Genomic DNA, 17,941 nt, shown 5'->3' on the forward strand with positions numbered 1-17,941 from the left:
GCTAAACAATTTCGGCGTTCTGGTTATGCTGCAACAGCTCAACCAGAGCGCCGGTCCATTTTTCCAGTTCGGCAACAGGTACACACTCACGGTCGCTGTGCGCTGTCTGCATGTCTCCAGGGCCAATCACAATCACCTCGTCGGCGATAGCTGCCAACCTGCTTGCCTCTGATCCGAAGCTGATGCCTGTTGGCTCGGTTCCAAGCAGTTTCTGGAGGTTTTGTTGCAGGATACCCTGAGCCGCCGGAGCAAACCCCGCATCCGAGCGAAGCGGCTCCAATTCAAAGCGAGCTTTGGGACATGCCGCCTGCGCTGAGGCAAGGATCGCGCGCAACCCGCCCAGAAACGCCTGCGGCGGCTCACTGGGCACAGGCCGCCACTCCACGAGAAACGAACATCGTCCGGCGACGATATTCTTTGCTGCCCCGCCCTCAATCGTGCCGATATTCCAGGTGGTCCGCGGCGGATCGAAAAGCGCGTCAACTACCTCATTGCAGCCGCCAAGCTTATCGTCAATCTCAGCTATCAGCCTCGCGGCTGCCAGGATAGCTGAGGCTCCTCGTGCCGGAAACGCAGAGTGAGCCTCGGCACCATGCACCGTGACACGCGTCAGCCCATAGCCCTTGCCCGCGATGCCAGGACGAAGAGAGGTAGGCTCACTCACGATTGCCGAGCCTATTCGGAGATCACCGCGAGCGAGCAGCCGTTCCATGCCCTTGCAGCCGATCTCTTCGTCTGCCGTGAGAATCAACCCCCACCTGCCCACATCTCCGGCAGGTACTTGGGAAATCGCCGCCAGAAAGCAAGCCAGTGCGCCCTTCACATCGCAGGAGCCGCAGCCATGCAATTGTCCGCTGCGTTCTTCCAGAACCAGCGCACCTTGCCAGCTCGTCGCGTACGGCACGGTATCGGTATGACAGACAAACGCAGAATCAAAACGGGCTGGGCGTTCGCCCGACCCAGACCACACAAGCAGATTGGCTTTCTCAACTCCCGCAAGGTCGGTCCAGACCATTTGTTCCGACCGCCATCCATATCGAGACAGGAACCCCGCGACCCAAGCTAGAAGCGGCAAATTCGAAACCGCCGACGGCGTCGAAATCGCCACCAACTCACGCAGAATATCCGCAGCCTCGATCGAACTCACAGAGCAACCTCGGCGCCATTTACGAAGAGGCGCAGATGAGCCGGTGCGGCAACATAGTACGCAAGCTCTCGATAATCCGCACACTCATGGATCACAAAATCCGCAGCCTTACCCGGTTCCAGAGATCCAACTTCGTGACCTAAGCCGAGACTATAAGCTGCATTCACCGTCGCCGCCGTCAACGCTTCCGCCGGCAGCATCTTCATCGCAATCGACGCCAGCGACAACGCAAACAGCATCGATGGCGCTGGCGACGAGCCGGGATTGAAATCCGTCGCAACCACGACCGGCAACCCCATCTCAATTATCTTCCGCGCCGGTGGATACTGATCGCGCCCAAGGCAAAAGACCGACGCAGGCAGCAGTACCGGTTGCACTCCGGCAGCTTTTATCCTCTGCAGCGTATCGTCACAGACCATCTCCAGATGATCGGCGGTCACGGCGCCAAGCTCCGCCGCAAGATCGGCTCCCGTTCCGGGGCGAAACTGCTCACAATGCAGCCGCAGCCCCAGACCGTGGCGTTTCGCTGCCTCCAGCACCACGCGCGTTTCCTCGACAGTAAAGGCGTGGTCGTCGCAAAAAGCATCGCAATAACGAGCCAGACCAAGGGACGTAACCTCAGGAATCAGCTCCTGGGCGACAAAGCGCACGTACTCCCCGCGCCGGTCAGCAAACTCCTTCGGAACGGTATGCGCCGCCAGCAGCGTCGGAACCAGCTTCACGGAACCCTCCTCTGCCAGCCGTGCAATCACGCGCAACTGCCGCAACTCCGTCTCGCGCTCAAGACCATAGCCAGATTTCGCCTCAATCGTCGTTGTTCCCGAACGCAGCATCCAATCGCGATGCCGCCGCGCCTCCGCCAGCAGCTCATCTTCGCTCGCCGCACGGGTCAGCTTTACAGTGGACTGAATGCCTCCACCCGCGGCCGCAATCTCCTGGTACGTCTTCCCCGCCAGCCGCTGCTCAAACTCACTGGCGCGATTACCGGCAAAGACCAGGTGAGTATGTGCATCCACAAACCCCGGCGTCACCAGCCGACCGCCCGCATCAATGACCTGAGTCTCAGACCCGATCCGGTCACGAAGCTCCGCATACGCGCCTGCGGCTTCGATGCGGCCGTCACGGACCAGCAACACGGCATCGTGAACCAGCCCCAGCTCGCGCATCTCCGCACCAACGCGTGGCCGCGCCGGACCTGTCAGGGTCACCAACTGGCCGATATTCACCACCGCGATCTTCGCTGTTCCCGGCATTCCTACCTGTTCAGTGTTCACTGCCCACTGTCCATCGGCATGTGAAGGCCTTTTTCGCGAACCGTCTTCCGCGCCAGCTCATACCCGGCATCTGCATGGCGCACCACACCCAACCCCGGATCGTTGTTCAGCACTCGCCGAATGCGCTTCGCCGCGTTTTCTGTTCCATCCGCCACCGTTACTTGCCCTGCATGCAGCGAATAACCCATCCCCACGCCGCCGCCATGATGAAAGCTCACCCAGGTCGCGCCGCTAGCCGTGTTCAACAGCGCATTCAGGATCGGCCAGTCCGCCACGGCGTCGGAACCATCCAGCATGCGCTCCGTTTCACGGTAAGGACTGGCAACCGATCCAGTATCGAGATGATCGCGGCCAATCGCCACCGGAGCCGAAAGCTCGCCCTTGCGCACCAGATCGTTCATCGCCTCGCCCATCCGCGCGCGTTCACCCAGCCCAAGCCAGCAGATGCGCGCCGGCAGGCCCTGGAACGCAAATCGTCCCCGCGCCAGCCGCATCCACCGATGCAGAATCGCATTGTTCGGAAAGAGCTGCAACGCCAGCTCATCTGTACGGTCAATGTCTTTCGGATCGCCCGATAGCGCCATCCACCGGAACGGCCCAGCCCCCTCGCAAAACAACGGACGAATATACTCCGGTACAAACCCCGGAATATCGAAGGCCCGCTCGCAACCCGCATCCGCCGCAAAACGCCGGATGTTGTTGCCGTAGTCAAATGCAATCGCCCCCGCCCGCTGCAGATCGAGCATTGCCTGCACATGCACGGCCATCGATGCCGTCGAACGCCGCACATACTCCGCCGCATCGCGCTGCCGCAACTCGGCGGCCTCGGCCAGCGTCATCCCAACCGGAACATAGCCGTTCAGCGGATCATGCGCACTCGTCTGGTCCGTCACCACATCGATCACAACGCCCCGGCGCACCAGCTCCGGCAGCACTTCGGCACAGTTGCCGACCAGCCCCACCGACAGTGCCCTGCCCTCGCGCCGAGCCGCCTCACACAGAGCCAGCGCATCGTCCAGACTCTCGGCAATCGTGTCGCAATAACGCGTCTCCACGCGGCGCTCGATGCGGCTGCCGTCCACATCAATTGCCAGCACAACACCATCATTCATCGTCACCGCCAGCGGCTGCGCGCCCCCCATGCCTCCCACTCCGCCGGTCACCGTAAACTTGCCCTTCAGCGAACCGCCAAAGTGCTTATCCGCCAGCGCAGCAAAAGTCTGGAACGTCCCCTGCAAAATGCCCTGCGTGCCGATGTATATCCAACTCCCCGCCGTCATCTGGCCGTACATCATCAAGCCCTTGCGGTCGAGCTCATGAAAATGCTCCCAGTTGGCCCAGTGACCCACCAGATTTGAATTGGCGATGATCACCCGCGGAGCCATATCGTGCGTTGGAAAGACCGCGATCGGTTTGCCCGACTGCACCAGAAGTGTCTCTTCATCGCCCAGTCGTTCCAGTTCGCGCACAATGGCATGAAAGCTCTCCCAGTTGCGCGCCGCCTTGCCAATGCCGCCATAGACCACCAGATCCGCCGGCCTCTCGGCCACATCCGGGTCGAGATTGTTCATCAGGCAGCGCAACGCCGCCTCCTGCTGCCAACCCTTGCACCGTAGCGCGCTCCCTCTCGGAGCACGCACCGTCATCGCCAGATCCGTTGCCATCGTCATCGCCATTCTCCTGCTTCAATGAGCCTGAGCATACCGCCGCTGCACCGCGCAGTATCGCTCCTCAATCGCTTCTTCCTCGCCGTGGTGTCCGTCTTGAAGAATCAGCTTCCCAGCCACCGCCACATCGCGGACCGCGGACTTGGCCATCGCAAAAACAGTCTGCTCCGCGAGCGACCCAGCATCGGTGCCCAGAACCGACAGATCGTTTAAATTGGCCGTCAAAAAATCGGCGGGTTCGCCAGGAGCCAATCGTCCGCCGTGCAGCCCGAGCGCCCGATAACCATTCACCGTAGCCGCCTGCAACAGAGCGCCCGCCATATCGCCCTGCCAGCCCGCACCGGCAGCCATGGAGCCATCGATCACGCCGCGTTTCCGGTCGCGCAACCGCAGGTGGTACTCCATCTGCCGCGCGTCCTCCAGCACATCTATTTGCGCCTGGCTGTCCGAACCAAAAGCCACCGGAATGCCCAGCCGCGCGGCTTTATCCACCGGAAAAATACCGTCGCCAAGATTCCGCTCCGTCGTGGGACACGAACAGATCGTCGCACCAAGCCACGCCACCCCAGCGAACTCTGCATCCGTAAGATGAATCGCATGCACCAGCGTCGAATCGTGCGCGATCACTCCGCGATCGGCCAACAGCGAAACCGGCGTCGCGCCATACTCGGCCACACACGCCTCGTTTTCCGCCGGCTGCTCCGAGATATGCAGATGAACCGGCATCCGCCCGCGTACCTGCTCCACGATCCGCTGCATTGCATCCGCCGGAACTGCTCGAATGCTATGCGGAGCCGTGCCCACTGAAACCGCAGGCGCACCTGCATACTCGGTTGCGAGCGCTTCCAGATTGTGTAGATACTTATCCGGCTGCTCATAAAACCGCCGCTGGCCCGTGTCAGTAGGCTTCTGAAAACCCGCGCGAAAGTACGCCGTCCGCAGCAGACAAATCCGCAGACCAACCGACTGCGCCGCTGCAATCACCTGCCTGCTCAACAGATTCGGATCGTCGTACGGCCGCCCATCCGGATCGCCGTGCAGGTAGTGAAACTCGCCTACCACCGTAATTCCGGCGCGCACCATCTCTAAAAAGGTCGCGCGCGCCACATCGTACAGATCCTCTGGCGATACAAAATTCGCAGCGCGGTACATCTGCACCCGCCAGGTCCAGAACGTGTCGCCGCCAACCGCACGGCCCTCGGCACGCCCTCGAAACAGGCGCTGAAATGTGTGAGAATGCGCATTCGCCAGCCCCGGCAACAGCGCCTTCCCGGCGAGCCGCACCACATGAACACCCACCGGCGCAGCATTGGGCGCGATAACGCTTTCCACCACACCGTCTCGCATCAGCAATCCAACGCCTTCGCGCGTCACGCCATCGGTATGAAGCATATCCGGCAAAAACAATATCGGCGGGGACACAGACTCAGATGATTTGCCCACGGCATCATCCTAGCTGCAAGTCGCCCTTTGCCGAAGAGAGAAATCCCGTCAGTTTGGCATTGTGGAAGTCGATGTCCCCAGGAAATCACTCAGACTAAGTGAAATCCCCTGCCAGACTGGTAAATGGGACAAATTTTCCGTATCCGCATTGGACTGCGCGTGTGCCAGTATCGCACCATCGCGCTTCGAGTCCTCTCTTTGCTCCCGATTCTTCATTCCATCCGAACCAGCTGGCGGCAAACCATACAGCCGGCACAATCGTGGAAAGCAGCAGACCACGGCCGTCATCGCCATCGTTACTCCGTCCGTCCAGAGCGTGGCGCGCTCAAGATAATCGGCTGAAATACGCAGCTTGTCCGGCGTTACCACGCTTTTGAAGTAGCCCTTGCCATCGGGCATCGCGGCCAGCAACCGCGCCTCATGGCGATACTTAATCGACGCCGGATCCGTCAGTCCCGGGCGCACGCGCAGCAGATGCTCATAATGAGGACGAAATTCCAGGCTGATCTCCGGCACTACTGGGCGCGGCCCCACCAGACTCATATCGCCGCGCAGTACGTTCCAGAGTTGCGGCAGCTCGTCGATCTTTGCCTCCCGCAAAAAACGCCCGACAGGAGTGATCCTCGGATCGCTCGCCAGCGTATACGCCAGCCCCGGTCGATCCTGCGCCATTGTGCGCAGCTTCAAAATCTCAAAAGGCTGAAATCCCCGGCCTACACGGGTCTGTCGAAAGATGGCAGGACCCGGCGATGTGAGCCGAATCATCATTACGGCACAGGCCAGAACCGGCGAGAAAAACAGCAGAAGCGATGCAGATAGAATCACGTCCACCAGGCGCTTGATCACACATCCCCCAAAGAGAAATCCGCTCACGCAAGATTCGTGGTCCAGGCGAATCCGCCTGCAACCCGTCGTCGAAACAGCCTTGCTGGGGTGTCGCCATGTGCGGATCACCGGCGCTCTTTTGCCCGACTGCCCATGTGCTGCAGGCTTCTGTGCCGAGCCATCTCTCCCGTCAACAACTGCTCTTCGGTCGCAACACAGCCGAAAGCGAGCTCAGACGAACGCCCGTTTCCGAATGGGGTATGTGATTCAGTGACTCAAGAAAACAATGCCGGGAAGCTGCAAGTCAAGTGCAAAATCAAGAATTTATGGATTAAGAAGATTTAATGTAAGTCTTTTTATATCTGCATGAAGTACATTTCACGTAATGTATTTGATGAAGTTTAGATGCGCATCAAAAAGCAACCGCCCGGGAAAGCTCCCGGGCGTTGTTTTTTGCTTCCAGACCGATTACTTGATCATGATGAAGATGATGACCAGCGTGAACAGTGTGAGCGATTCGATAAACGCCAGACCGAGAATCAAGAAGGTGAAGATTCCGGGGCGTGCTCCAGGATTACGCGCAAGAGCCTCGACGGCGCTCGCCGTTGCCTTACCCTGACCGAGGCCGCAGAGGCCGGCGGCAAGCGCCAGGCCGAGGCCGATGCCGATAGGTGCGAGATTGATGCTGCTGCCACCAGCCGTCGCCTGGGCAAATGCCGGCGAGGCGAAGCAAAGAACCGACAGGGTCATCAGAAGATACTGCAGTTTCCGCATAGTGCTCCAGCTTCACATGAATTGATCTTCAGTGGGTGGTTGAGGCTCACCAAGCTGGCCCCCTCACGCTCAAGACCGTCCGTTCGTCCGGAGCAGAAGCGCTCTCCGGCGGAATGCCACAAACTTTTTAGTGCTCGTGCTGCACAGCCAGCGAGAGATAGATCATCACCAGCAGCGTAAAGACAAACGCCTGGATCACCGAAACCAGCAGGTGCAGGCCTAGAAAGAGAACCGGCACACCGATCGGCACCAGCGAGAAGAAGACCATTGTCACCAGTCCGCCGGCGAACATGTTGGCGTAAAGACGAACCGAGAGCGACATGATACGGGCGAAGTGCGAGACGATCTCGATAGGGAAAATCAGCGGCGCAAGCCACCAGACCGGCCCCGCAAAGTGCTTGATGTATCCCCACAGGCCTTGTTCCTTCAACCCGTAGAAGTTGTAGTAGACAAACGTCGCGACCGCCAGCCCCAGAGTCACTGCTTCCATTTCCGTCGGCGAGTTGATTCCAGGAATCAATCCGATCAGGTTGCAAGCCAGGATAAAGAGGAAAATGATCGTGACGAAGCTCTGGAACCGGCTGTAGTTGTGCCCGATGATCGTCTCCGATTGGCCGCCGATGAACTCATGAATCAACTCGGCAAACTGCTGCGGCACACCCGGCTTCTCCACACTGAGCGACGCCCGAACTACGATGAAAAAGAGCAAAAGAAGAGCAGCGATCAGCAGCTCAAGTGCAAGGGCGTCCTTGATTGGCGACTCAGGGTGCAGCGGATGAATGCCGATTGCGTTCAGCAGTGAGTCCACAGGCCCGGCGAAGAGCTGGTTCAGCAACCGGGTAAGTGCAAGCGTTTCATGCATATCGTTCGAATCGTCCTGATCAAAAACTTTGGCTTGTGGCGCGGTTTGTCCGCAATCGAGAAGCTATCCGCGCGAACGCGGCTTATCCTCTTAGAACCCGCATCGCTTCCCAAACCAGCCCGGCTAATGCCAGGCCCAGTCCGCAGAGCAACGCGATCGGCGAGCCATGGAAACACTTTAGGCTAACATAAATAGCCACTCCAGCGATCGTCAGACGCATCAGGAAGAGCAGGATCACGACCACCGGTCCCAGCCCAACTCTGCGGGCGTTGGCAGGCTGGGCGTCGGACTTGCCTTCCATCTGATCTATCTGATCTATCTGTTCAAACCGGTCCATCCGGGCCATCACCATCCGAATCAGCCGCGCCCACTCGTAGATGCTGCCAATCGAGATCGTCGCGCCCACAGCGAATAAAGCAGCCGTCTGCCAGCCGCTTACCACCCACAGAACCAGCGCCGCCGCGACCCCAAGCCCAGCCGTCAGCCGCACCACCCGGCGCAGCATCGCCGCAACGTTCTCATCCGTGAGCTCCAGAATCGGATGCTCCACTGAATTCGCTATCCTCTCGCTCATTACCCCTGCTTAGCTATCTTTGCCTGCCCTGCCTGATTCGCTCGAGCCAGACTTGCTCGAACCGAGCATCTTCGCGTCCGATTTTTCCGTTCCCGGTCTTTTCATCGCGGCCGTCGCCGTGCGGATCACGCTGACCATGCCCAGCACAATGCCCAGAATCAGCCCTGTCACCGTCGCCCAGTGCGTGTGCATGATCTTGTCAGCCACATAGCCCGCGCCCCAGCCAAGCAGCATGCCACTCGGCAGCACAAAAGCGATCTGCATCAGCTCTTCGGCCTGCGCCAGACTCTTCATCGAACCCGACCGGCTGGGAGATGCCTGGCCGCCGCGTCGGGGCGTCCAGTTTTCGCTGTTTGCCTCCCTATTCGCGTACTCGTTCGCGTCGCCGGTTGTTTTAGGATCCTCGGGCATCCCTCCGGTTATACACAATCGAGACCATGCGCGCGAGTCCACGCGCAGTGGAATATCACCAATAGTGATAAAACTATACTGACGTCGCACAAACCACTTGATAAGCCCTTAGGAAGTATCGTGCTTCTGTTGACAAGCAAGGAAAAGCTTCTCATATGGCTAGCTTTTGCGATCTTTGCAATCCCGTCACTATTTCCGCCATGGGTAGAGGTTTCTCCCATTTACGACTACGACGGGCTTCGTTGGGGCCCCCAACGAATTTCGCGATGGCATGCCCCTTTGTTCAAACCACCGAAGAGCGATAGCTCCAGATTTTCTGTGGTTATCGACTACCCGGCCATGTTCACAGAAATAGCCGTGGGAGAGGCTTTCATCGTGGTTCTATATTTGACATCGCGAAAAGGAAAGACACGTGTTTGAGTCGGAGTTTGAGCGCAATCTCTTTGCGCTTCGCCAGGAAAAACTGAAAGCCATCGAAGCCCTCGGCCAGTCGGCCTATCCCAACCGCTTCCCTGCCGAAGAAAACCAGCAGGCCGACCCGATCGCGGACATTCGCGCCACATGGAACAGCATTCCCGCCGAGCAGTTGAATGAGCTGCCCGACACCGAGCGTCCACGCGTTGCCGTCGCCGGACGCATCATCACCATCCGCCAGCAGGGCAAGGCAGGCTTCGCCACGCTCCAGCAGCAGGGCCAGCGCCTGCAGATCTACGTCCGCCTCGACGCCGTTGGCGAACAGGCATTCGCGCTCTACAAGCTGCTCGACCTCGGCGACCACATCGGCGTCTCCGGATACCTCTTCCGCACCCGCACCGGTGAGCTCACCATCCACGTCGAGACGCTCACCTTCCTCTCCAAAGCCATGCTCGCGCTGCCGGAGAAGTACCACGGCCTCGCCGACGTCGAGGCGCGCTACCGCCAGCGCTACGTCGATCTCTTCACCAATCTCGACTCCCGCGAAGTCTTCATCAAGCGCGCGAAGGTCCTCAAGGCGGTGCGCAATTTCTTCGATACCCGCGGATACATCGAAGTCGAGACGCCGATGATGCAGCCCATCGCGGGCGGCGCGGCAGCGCGTCCCTTCACCACCCACCACAACACGCTCGATATGGATCTCTACCTGCGCATCGCGCCGGAGCTGTATTTGAAGCGACTGGTAGTCGGCGGCATCGACCGCGTCTACGAGATCAACCGCAACTTCCGCAACGAAGGCGTCAGCACCCAGCACAATCCCGAGTTCACCATGCTGGAGTTCTATCAGGCGTATGCAAACTACCACGACCTGATGACGCTCACGGAAGAACTAATCGCGTATGTCGCGCAGGAAGTCAACGGCACCACGGTCATCGAGTACAACGAGCAAACCATCGATCTCGCGAAGTGGCAGCGGCTGTCGATGATTCAGGCAATCATCGACTACTGGCCCGAGATAGCAAACCCAAAGCCGCAAACTCAAGATTTTGCTTCAAAAGACAGTCTTTTTGCCACTGTGTCGCGTTTATATCTAGTCTACGAACAGCTATACCAAAGCCATGATGAGGCTCAAACTAAGCTTATGCAAGTCATGGCTGCACGTTACAAACGTCCAGATCTTTCTGATTATTCGGTCGGCTCTGTAGTTGACCGCGAAGATCAAGACTTCATCGATTGGCAGAAGCACGATAAAGAAGCGCGACTGAACTTCGCCGAATCTAGGCGTATTGGTGGTGTTTTGCATGTATTTATGTCTCTTTCAGAGAAGAATGAACAAATCGGCAAGACTATCTATTCGCTTTTCGAAACCATCGTCGAACCCAACCTTTTCCAGCCCACCATCATCTACGACTACCCCACCGCAGTCTCGCCGCTATCCAAACAAAGCCCCGAGAACCCGGAAGTCGTCGAGCGCTTCGAATTCTTCATCGGCGGCTTCGAAGTCGGCAACGCCTTCAGCGAGCTCAACGACCCCGTCGAGCAGAAGAAGCGCTTCGAAGACCAGCTAACCCAGCGCGCAGGCGGCGACGACGAAGCTCACCAGATGGACGAAGACTACGTCCGCGCCCTCACCTACGGCCTGCCTCCCACCGGCGGCGAAGGCATCGGCATCGACCGTCTAACCATGCTCCTCACCGGCTCGAAATCAATACGCGATGTGATCCTCTTTCCCTTGATGCGCGCGGAAAAGGGGTCAGAGATCAGAGATCAGAGATCAGAAAGCGACACTCACTGATGCTCATTCACTGTTCCCTGCCCACTGTTCACTGTCCACTGCTCACTTTCAACCGATCTCTGACCCCTGATCTCTGATCTCTACTGAATGAATATTCTCTTCGTAGGCGACATCTTCGGCAGCGCAGGACGCCGCATCGTACGCGAGCATCTGCCGCATGTTCTGGACTCTCACAAGATCGACCTCACCGTCATCAACGGCGAAAACGCAGCAGGCGGCTTCGGCATCACACCGGCACTCGCCGAAGAGTTCTTCGACTGGGGCGCCGACGTCATCACCACCGGCAACCACGTCTGGGACAAGCGCGAGCTCATCGACTACATGAAGTCAGTCCCTGCTGAAAGCCATGAGCACGCACGACGAGTCCTGCGTCCCGCCAACTTGCAGGCTGGCCTGCCCGGCTACGGAGTCTACGAAGGACTCATTGCAGCAGGCCCCGATCAAGGCACGCCCTACGCCGTCGTCAACCTCATGGGCAAGGTCTTCATCAACGGCACCAACGATCCCTTCCGCGCCGCCGACGAAATCCTCGAAAACATCCGCAAATCGAGCGGTGCGCGCATCATCTTCGTCGACTTCCACGCCGAGGCCACCAGCGAAAAAGTGGCCATGGGCTGGCATCTCGATGGCCGCGTCACCGGCATCGTCGGCACGCACACGCACATCCCAACAGCCGACGAGCGTGTACTGCCCGGCGGCACAGCCTACCAGACCGACGTAGGCATGAGCGGCCCATACGACTCAGTAATCGGCGTCGAAACGCAGCTTGTCTTGAATCGCTTCCTTACCGGCATGCCCGGCAAGTTTGAAGCTGCCACCGGCAACCCCAAGATGTGCGCCGCCGTCATCACTTGCGACCCCAAGACCGGCAAAGCCCAGCGCATCCAGCGCCTCATGCTCGGTGAATAAAACTCAAATCGTGGCCAGCTCGGCTACGCCGCCAACGGAGCCTTGCGCGACTTCGGCAGCATGAAGCCAACTGAGATCAGCCAGATAAATCCGGGAAAGCGCACCAGCGGAATCAGAAAGATCAGCTTCGGAAACGCAAGCTGCAACCAGCTCAGTTCGCCAGCAACCGCAAGCACCAGCCCGAAAACGATCACCCACTTCGGCAACAGCTTCATGAACGCCGCTGTAACCGAAACACCGGCTATCAGCAGCCCCATGGGCACTGAAAACCCAGGCCCTCCCAGGCCAAAACCGAGATAGTACAAAGCCATTACAACTGCCGAGTCGCCAATCACCGGCGGCCTCAGCATCGCCCACATCGCCATGGTGCCGGCGAATGAGTCAGCGACCACCAGAAAGCCGCCAAACAAGGCAATGTACGTTCCCGCCGCCCGCGCACCCAGAAAATGCAGCCGGCTCACCACCGTCGCAGTAAAGAGGCCGAGACAGACCATCGCGCCAAACTGCAGAACTATACAGAACAGAGCCCTGTCTCCGTATGACTGAAAGTACGAGAGGATCGTCGAAGCCTGCTCCCATGGCCCAGGCCAGTACGGCATCTTGTACAACATCGTTACCGGATATAGCCCGATGCAAAACAGCAAGGTGTAAAGAACCGCCAGCATGCCCGGATTGGGCCCTTTGTGTGTAGGTACCACGACTGCGTTGTTCATCATTCATTCCCTTTCAGAAACGGCTGGCGCAGACGCAGCCAGAGTTCCATGCCGATGGTGTTGATGGAAAAACCAATCCAGAATGCTATGCCGAAGAACTGCTGCGGCGTCAGATGTGTCACCCGCGATGTTGCAAAGAAAACACCCATCACCGGTCTCGTGGTAGCGATGCCCAGCACAATCGCCACCGAACGCAGAATCCAGGGTTTCGCCCGCTCCGGCTCATCTCCAAAGCGCTTGCGGAAAGCAATGATCAAGCAAACAAGAAACAACGAATTGAAAAAGAGAACGGCGGATCGTTCGAGCCATCCACCAACCGCATGTGCGCTCATGGCATATGCAGTTAGCCCGACAACGAGACCAAGCGCAAAAAATATGCGCGCCAGCAGTCCGGAGTTTGCAGTTCTCCGCCAGAAGATCAGCGGGAAAAGAAGCACGAACACCAACGCGCACAGTATGTGGGTCCATGTGAGAAGAGCCTGCGACGCGAAGTAGTTATCAAGCGCCTGCAACTGCGGCGGCGCGCCCGCGCCCGGTCCGCTCAACAGCGAAACGGCCCGGCGCAGCACGACCGCCACAGCGATCAGCATGCACCCCCAGAAGCCAACCTTCATCCACAGCGGAAAACCGCCCCACCTGATACTTTCCTGCCAACTCTGGCCGCTGGTTGCCATCTGCAACTCCTGGCGCCGGTCGCACTGGCGGCGCTTTACGGTTCTTACTTTAGATTTAGTTTTACATATTGTCAATCTAAATTTAGCGACATACAATCAATTGCAATGGCCACCAGCAAGATCGAAGAACCCCGGCGTCCCTACGAACTCGGTAAACGCCTGGAGCAGATGGACAAGAGCCGAGCCGACATCCTGCGCGCCGCGCGATTACAGCTTGAGGCAAATGGCTTTCGCCAGTTCACCATGTCCTCTCTTGCGGCCGAGTGCGGACTCACGCGGCAGACCGTCCACAATCTCTTTGGCACCAAGACCGCCCTGCTTGAAGCTCTCTTTGACGTGATCGCGCTCGACAGCGGCATGGAGCGAATGCGCGAAGCGATGATGCAACCCTCGCCGCAGGCAATGCTGGAGCAGCTTATTCACGTCTTCTGCGGGTTCTGGGCGCGCAATCGGGTACTCTTCCGCCGCATCCACGGCATCGGCGCAATCGATCCCGAATTCGGCGCTGTCATCGCAGCGCGCAATCAACGCCGAACACTGATTGCAACCCGCATCGTAAGCCGCTGGCAAGGATCGGGTGATTCCAATACGCAATCGAATACAAGGATCGCCTCTCTGGCCGCACTGACATCGTTTGAGTTTTTTGACGCACTCGTTGAGAGCACTCTCACAGAAACGCAAGCCGAAGCCGTCATTCTTGAACTCGCACGCAAGGTCTTAACATGATCCCTTCCATGACGCCGAAAACAAAACAGCCCGGCTTTCGCCGGGCTGTTTTCGTAATTTCAATCGCTTCTTAAAGCTTCTCGTAAAACTCGCATGCGGAGCACGAGATGTACATTCCGCCGGCGATTTCGCGCTCACGGTCCTTCACGCGCTTTACGATGCGGGTCGGTTTGCCACACTTCGGACAATCCGTCGACTTCGACGTGTCCATTGCTTTCTTACGGTCGCCTGTTTTTGCAATCTTGGCCATGGATCCTGATTTCTCTCCTTTGATTTGCTCTCGGCTCACACCCGATCCGTACGGTCAGGCGGCTTCGACGGCGCGGCCACAGTCTCTCCCGATCCCGAAAAATCATCCGGAACCTGCGCCAATGTACCTTCTCAAGGGAATTACCGCTGGCAGGAAAAACGGTCGACTCGCTCCCCTCAGTTTACACGAAACCATACTGAAAACCCACTAACGACAGTAGGCAGCGGATCAACTTCAAAGCCTCAATTTATGCGGGGCCATCACATCAGACTTACCAACAAGCCAATTTTTGAGCCTCAATCAAGGTCATGCATACGCGACAAATCTTGAAAGACATGGACCAATAACTTTGGCGCTCTACACCTCTTCGAAAATCTATTCGTATCGCAACGCAGCAATGGGGTCGATGCCCGCCGCTCTACGCGCCGGCATATAAGCGCCGAAGAGTAAACATGCACTGATGACCAACGTAGCGGCGGCCAGCGTAAGCGGATCTGTTGGATTTACGCCATACAAGCCTGCCCTGATGGCTTGGCTTGCTGCCAGGCTCGCTGGAATGCCAAGCAGAACTCCAATCGCGAGCAGGTAAAAGCTTTCTTTCAGCACCAGCCGAATAAGCATTCCTTTTGAAGCCCCCAATGCCATTCGAACGCCAAATTCACTCATGCGCCGCACCACGTTGTAGGTCATCACTCCGTAAAGCCCTATGCAGGCCAGGGCGAGCGCGAGTGCCGCGAAGACAGCAGCCAATTCCGAAATGAAGGCATGCTGATCGATCAGACCATTGAATTGCTCTTCAATCGTTTGCGTTTTCAGAATTGGCAAATTCGGGTCAATTTCTGCCAGCGCACCACGGACCTCGCCGGTAAGCTGGCTGGGATCGCCGTCGGTTCTGACCTGCAGCCAGTACGCATACTGGTCTTCGCCGGAAAGCTGTGTCGTGGCTAGATAGGCAAAAGCCTCCGGCTTTTCCGCTGGATCTCTATGCTTGGAATCGCGCACGATTCCTACGATATGCCAGACACCTGGAGCCTCTGGATCAGCGATTGTGAAAGTATGTCCAATTGCATCGCGGTTCGGGAAGTAACGATCTGCGAATGTTTGGTTCACCACAGCGGCCTTGGGTGCATTGGCACTGTCGAGTGATTGAATCGTCCGGCCGCGAAGCAGCGGAATGCCAAGTGTCTCAAAGTAGCCTGTGGATACGCGGTTAAGCAGCGTACTGATATTTTCATTGGGCGGCGTAGGCCGGCCATCCAAATCAATCGGCGATCCCCAGGTGCCGTACTGTAACGGCGGCGAGCCGGCTAAACTCGCGGAACGTACCCCGGGAAGTGCATCGATCCGATTGAGAATGCGGTCATACAGTGCATTCAGCCGCTCGGGCTGATAACCAGCAAATTTAGGATTCGTGTTGACGAGAAGTACATGGCTGCGATCCATCCCTATGTCTTTCCCACGCAGGTTCTGTAGGGTTCGTAACAGCAGCCCTGCAAGTGTAAGCAGTACAACCGAGAGAGTTACCTGTGTGACAATCAGTGCCTTTGGAAGTATTCGGTGCGACCGTGCAGCCCCGCCTCCTGCGGTTCGGGCGCTTGCAGTCAGGACTCCCGACATGTCGGTTCGCGAACCACGTATGCCGGGTGCAATCCCAAATAAAATCGCTGTCACAACACAAATCGCAAGCGTGAACAGAAGCACTCGCGCATCCGGCGTTGCAGAAAACGCCGTATATGCAGCTCCGCCATCGATAAAGTGAATAATCGCGCGCGTGGACCAGAAAGCAACGGCCAGCCCTAGCGTACCGCCGACAAGCGCTAGCATCAGCGCCTCAATCAAAATCTGACGCACAATTCGACCTCGGCTCGACCCCAGTGCCAGCCGTGCACAGAACTCGCGTTCGCGTGACGCCGCCTTAGCCAGCAGCAGATTTGCGAGATTAGCGCATGCGATTAAAAGCACAACGCCGACCATGGTCATCAGTACCATCAAGGGCACCTGATAAGTCTGCCGTACATCGGAGAGACCCGCTCCACCGGGCAGCAGTGGAATGAATGTGCCGCTGATCTGTTTCTGTCTTCGCCCGGAAATTTGCGCTCCCTCCCGCTCGGTCAGAAAACGCTGGAACTCGACGGTTGCCCACGATTGAGCCTCCGCAACGGAGACGTTCGGCTTTCGGCGCGCCATGATATCGATCCAGAACAACCCACCAAGCTTCATCAGAGAGGGGCGCATCATCACCTGTGGCTGCATCGTAATAGGCAGCCACAAGTCGGGTGTCACCTCGCTCAATGTCACGCCATAAAATGACGGTGGCGTCACTCCAACGATCATGAACGACGTGTTATTAATTGTGAGCACGCGCCCAATAACATTCGAATCCGCTGAAAGATTTTCCTGCCAATAGTGATAGCTGATGACTACAACGGGATTGGCTCCCTCAACCGCTGTATCCTCCGCAGTTAACACACGCCCCATCAGAGGCTGTACTCCCAGCACGCTGAAAAATGATCCCGAAACAAGATGACTGATCGCCTGCGTTGCTGGCCCCTGAGCTCCCGAACCCGCGCGTACACTCACCTGATTCGTAAAGCTTGCAAACGCGCAGATTCCATCCAGCGCCTTTTGGTTGCCGGAGATTCGTCGATAGAAATCGTACGGAAAGATGTCATACGGACCGGGACTGGAGGATGCCATAATTCCCGCATCGCTTCCATCACCGAATGAAACAAGCATCTTCGGATTGTGAACCGGCAACTGCTTCAACAGCAAATCATCGATCACCGTAAAAATGGCGGTGTTCGCCCCGATTCCCAACGCAAGCGAGAGAATCGCCACAATGGACAATCCCGGAGAGCGCATGATCTGACGCAGGCCGTAGTGGACGTCCTGCACAATCGATTCAAGCCAGAGTGTTCCCCTGCTCGTCCTGCACTCCTCTTTGATCTGATCGATGCCGCCGAACTCCAGACGCGTGAGTCTGCGGGCTTCTCTCCGCGTGACACCGGAGCGCACCTTATCAGCCACTTGTGATTCGAAGTGGAATCGCAGTTCTTTATCGAGATCGATCTCCATGCGCCTGCGTGCAAACAGTCTTCGAAGCCAACTCATGAGAGTCCCTCCAGGGTTCCTTTGAGAATGAGGCCTACCACCTCGGTAAGGCGTTTCCAGTTCTCCGTCTCGGTTTTCAGGTGGGCTCGGCCTTTGACGGTGAGCTCATAAAACTTGGCTTCACGTCCGGTCTCGGAGGGCTGCCAATTGGAACTGAGCAGTTTCTTGTATTCGAGACGATGCAGAGCGGGATAGAGCGATCCCTGCTGCACCTGCAACGCTTCGCGAGACATCTGTTGAATCCTTTGGGCGATGGCGTAGCCGTGGATGGGGCCTAGCGCAACAATCCTCATGATCAGGAGATCGAGAGTGCCTTGCGGGAGATCGAAGCGATTTTCAGTCGTCATACCTTTGGCTTCTACATATATGCCT

At 57.7% G+C, this 17,941-nt stretch carries 17 protein-coding genes; 3 read left to right on the forward strand and 14 right to left on the reverse strand.

All coding sequences use genetic code 11. The features are described 5' to 3' along the window. Position 1 precedes the first annotated feature (1 nt). The 9 genes from OHL22_RS02750 to OHL22_RS02790 form a co-directional block, all read right to left on the reverse strand. Positions 2-1,147 carry a M20/M25/M40 family metallo-hydrolase gene (locus OHL22_RS02750; RefSeq protein ID WP_263332936.1) on the reverse strand — a complete coding sequence of 382 codons (1,146 nt, stop codon included), beginning with the start codon at positions 1,145-1,147 and terminating at the stop codon, positions 2-4. Continuing rightward, the gene (gene hutI / locus OHL22_RS02755) at positions 1,144-2,421 is read right to left on the reverse strand and encodes an imidazolonepropionase (RefSeq protein WP_263332938.1); all 1,278 of its coding nucleotides are present in this window, start codon (positions 2,419-2,421) and stop codon (positions 1,144-1,146) included. The genes OHL22_RS02750 and hutI overlap by 4 nt, the downstream gene beginning before the upstream one ends. Next, positions 2,418-4,091 carry a urocanate hydratase gene (hutU, locus tag OHL22_RS02760; RefSeq protein ID WP_263332941.1) on the reverse strand — a complete coding sequence of 558 codons (1,674 nt, stop codon included), beginning with the start codon at positions 4,089-4,091 and terminating at the stop codon, positions 2,418-2,420. The genes hutI and hutU overlap by 4 nt, the downstream gene beginning before the upstream one ends. A 15-nt stretch (positions 4,092-4,106) precedes the next feature. Then, positions 4,107-5,531, reverse strand: a complete 1,425-nt coding sequence (locus tag OHL22_RS02765; RefSeq protein ID WP_263332944.1) for a formimidoylglutamate deiminase — start codon at positions 5,529-5,531, stop codon at positions 4,107-4,109. Positions 5,532-5,579: 48 nt separating this feature from the next. Further along, positions 5,580-6,404, reverse strand: coding sequence for a sugar transferase (locus OHL22_RS02770; protein ID WP_317890881.1), 825 nt, complete (start codon positions 6,402-6,404; stop codon positions 5,580-5,582). Between the two features lie 420 nt (positions 6,405-6,824). Further along, positions 6,825-7,130: an ATP synthase F0 subunit C gene (locus OHL22_RS02775; RefSeq protein ID WP_263332946.1), complete on the reverse strand. Its 306-nt coding sequence runs from the start codon at positions 7,128-7,130 to the stop codon at positions 6,825-6,827. Between the two features lie 127 nt (positions 7,131-7,257). After that, complete coding sequence (gene atpB, locus OHL22_RS02780; protein ID WP_263332948.1) at positions 7,258-7,992, reverse strand: F0F1 ATP synthase subunit A; 735 nt, start codon at positions 7,990-7,992, stop codon at positions 7,258-7,260. An 82-nt stretch (positions 7,993-8,074) separates the two neighbouring features. Next, on the reverse strand, positions 8,075-8,566 hold the full coding sequence (locus OHL22_RS02785; RefSeq protein WP_263332950.1) for a hypothetical protein: 492 nt from the start codon (positions 8,564-8,566) through the stop codon (positions 8,075-8,077). Between the two features lie 9 nt (positions 8,567-8,575). After that, positions 8,576-8,977 (reverse strand): AtpZ/AtpI family protein, encoded by a 402-nt coding sequence (locus OHL22_RS02790; RefSeq protein WP_263332952.1) that lies wholly within the window; start codon positions 8,975-8,977, stop codon positions 8,576-8,578. A gap of 412 nt (positions 8,978-9,389) precedes the next feature. Here OHL22_RS02790 and OHL22_RS02795 point away from each other — a divergent pair, with 412 nt between their 5' ends. Further along, complete coding sequence (locus OHL22_RS02795; RefSeq protein ID WP_263332953.1) at positions 9,390-11,186, forward strand: lysine--tRNA ligase; 1,797 nt, start codon at positions 9,390-9,392, stop codon at positions 11,184-11,186. Positions 11,187-11,273: 87 nt separating this feature from the next. After that, positions 11,274-12,095 carry a TIGR00282 family metallophosphoesterase gene (locus OHL22_RS02800; protein ID WP_263332954.1) on the forward strand — a complete coding sequence of 274 codons (822 nt, stop codon included), beginning with the start codon at positions 11,274-11,276 and terminating at the stop codon, positions 12,093-12,095. A gap of 23 nt (positions 12,096-12,118) precedes the next feature. Here OHL22_RS02800 and OHL22_RS02805 read toward each other — a convergent pair whose 3' ends face one another. After that, positions 12,119-12,808 (reverse strand): hypothetical protein, encoded by a 690-nt coding sequence (locus tag OHL22_RS02805; RefSeq protein WP_263332957.1) that lies wholly within the window; start codon positions 12,806-12,808, stop codon positions 12,119-12,121. Next, a complete protein-coding gene (locus OHL22_RS02810) occupies positions 12,808-13,482 on the reverse strand; it encodes a DUF2306 domain-containing protein (RefSeq protein WP_263332960.1) in 675 nt (224 codons plus the stop codon). The genes OHL22_RS02805 and OHL22_RS02810 overlap by 1 nt, the downstream gene beginning before the upstream one ends. 105 nt (positions 13,483-13,587) lie before the next feature. Here OHL22_RS02810 and OHL22_RS02815 point away from each other — a divergent pair, with 105 nt between their 5' ends. Further along, entirely contained in the window at positions 13,588-14,208 is a 621-nt protein-coding gene (locus OHL22_RS02815; RefSeq protein ID WP_263332963.1) for a TetR/AcrR family transcriptional regulator, read from the forward strand. 70 nt (positions 14,209-14,278) lie between these two features. On the opposite strand, the gene OHL22_RS02820 is transcribed toward OHL22_RS02815, so the two are convergent. The 3 genes from OHL22_RS02820 to OHL22_RS02830 all read right to left on the reverse strand — a co-directional run bounded on the left by OHL22_RS02820 (position 14,279) and on the right by OHL22_RS02830 (position 17,916). Continuing rightward, complete coding sequence (locus tag OHL22_RS02820; protein WP_263332964.1) at positions 14,279-14,458, reverse strand: hypothetical protein; 180 nt, start codon at positions 14,456-14,458, stop codon at positions 14,279-14,281. 375 nt (positions 14,459-14,833) lie between these two features. Further along, entirely contained in the window at positions 14,834-17,569 is a 2,736-nt protein-coding gene (locus tag OHL22_RS02825) for an ABC transporter permease (protein ID WP_263332966.1), read from the reverse strand. After that, complete coding sequence (locus tag OHL22_RS02830; RefSeq protein WP_263332968.1) at positions 17,566-17,916, reverse strand: PadR family transcriptional regulator; 351 nt, start codon at positions 17,914-17,916, stop codon at positions 17,566-17,568. The genes OHL22_RS02825 and OHL22_RS02830 overlap by 4 nt, the downstream gene beginning before the upstream one ends. Positions 17,917-17,941: the final 25 nt, after the last annotated feature.

This window comes from Acidicapsa dinghuensis (assembly GCF_025685685.1).
Taxonomy (GTDB): domain Bacteria; phylum Acidobacteriota; class Terriglobia; order Terriglobales; family Acidobacteriaceae; genus Acidicapsa; species Acidicapsa dinghuensis.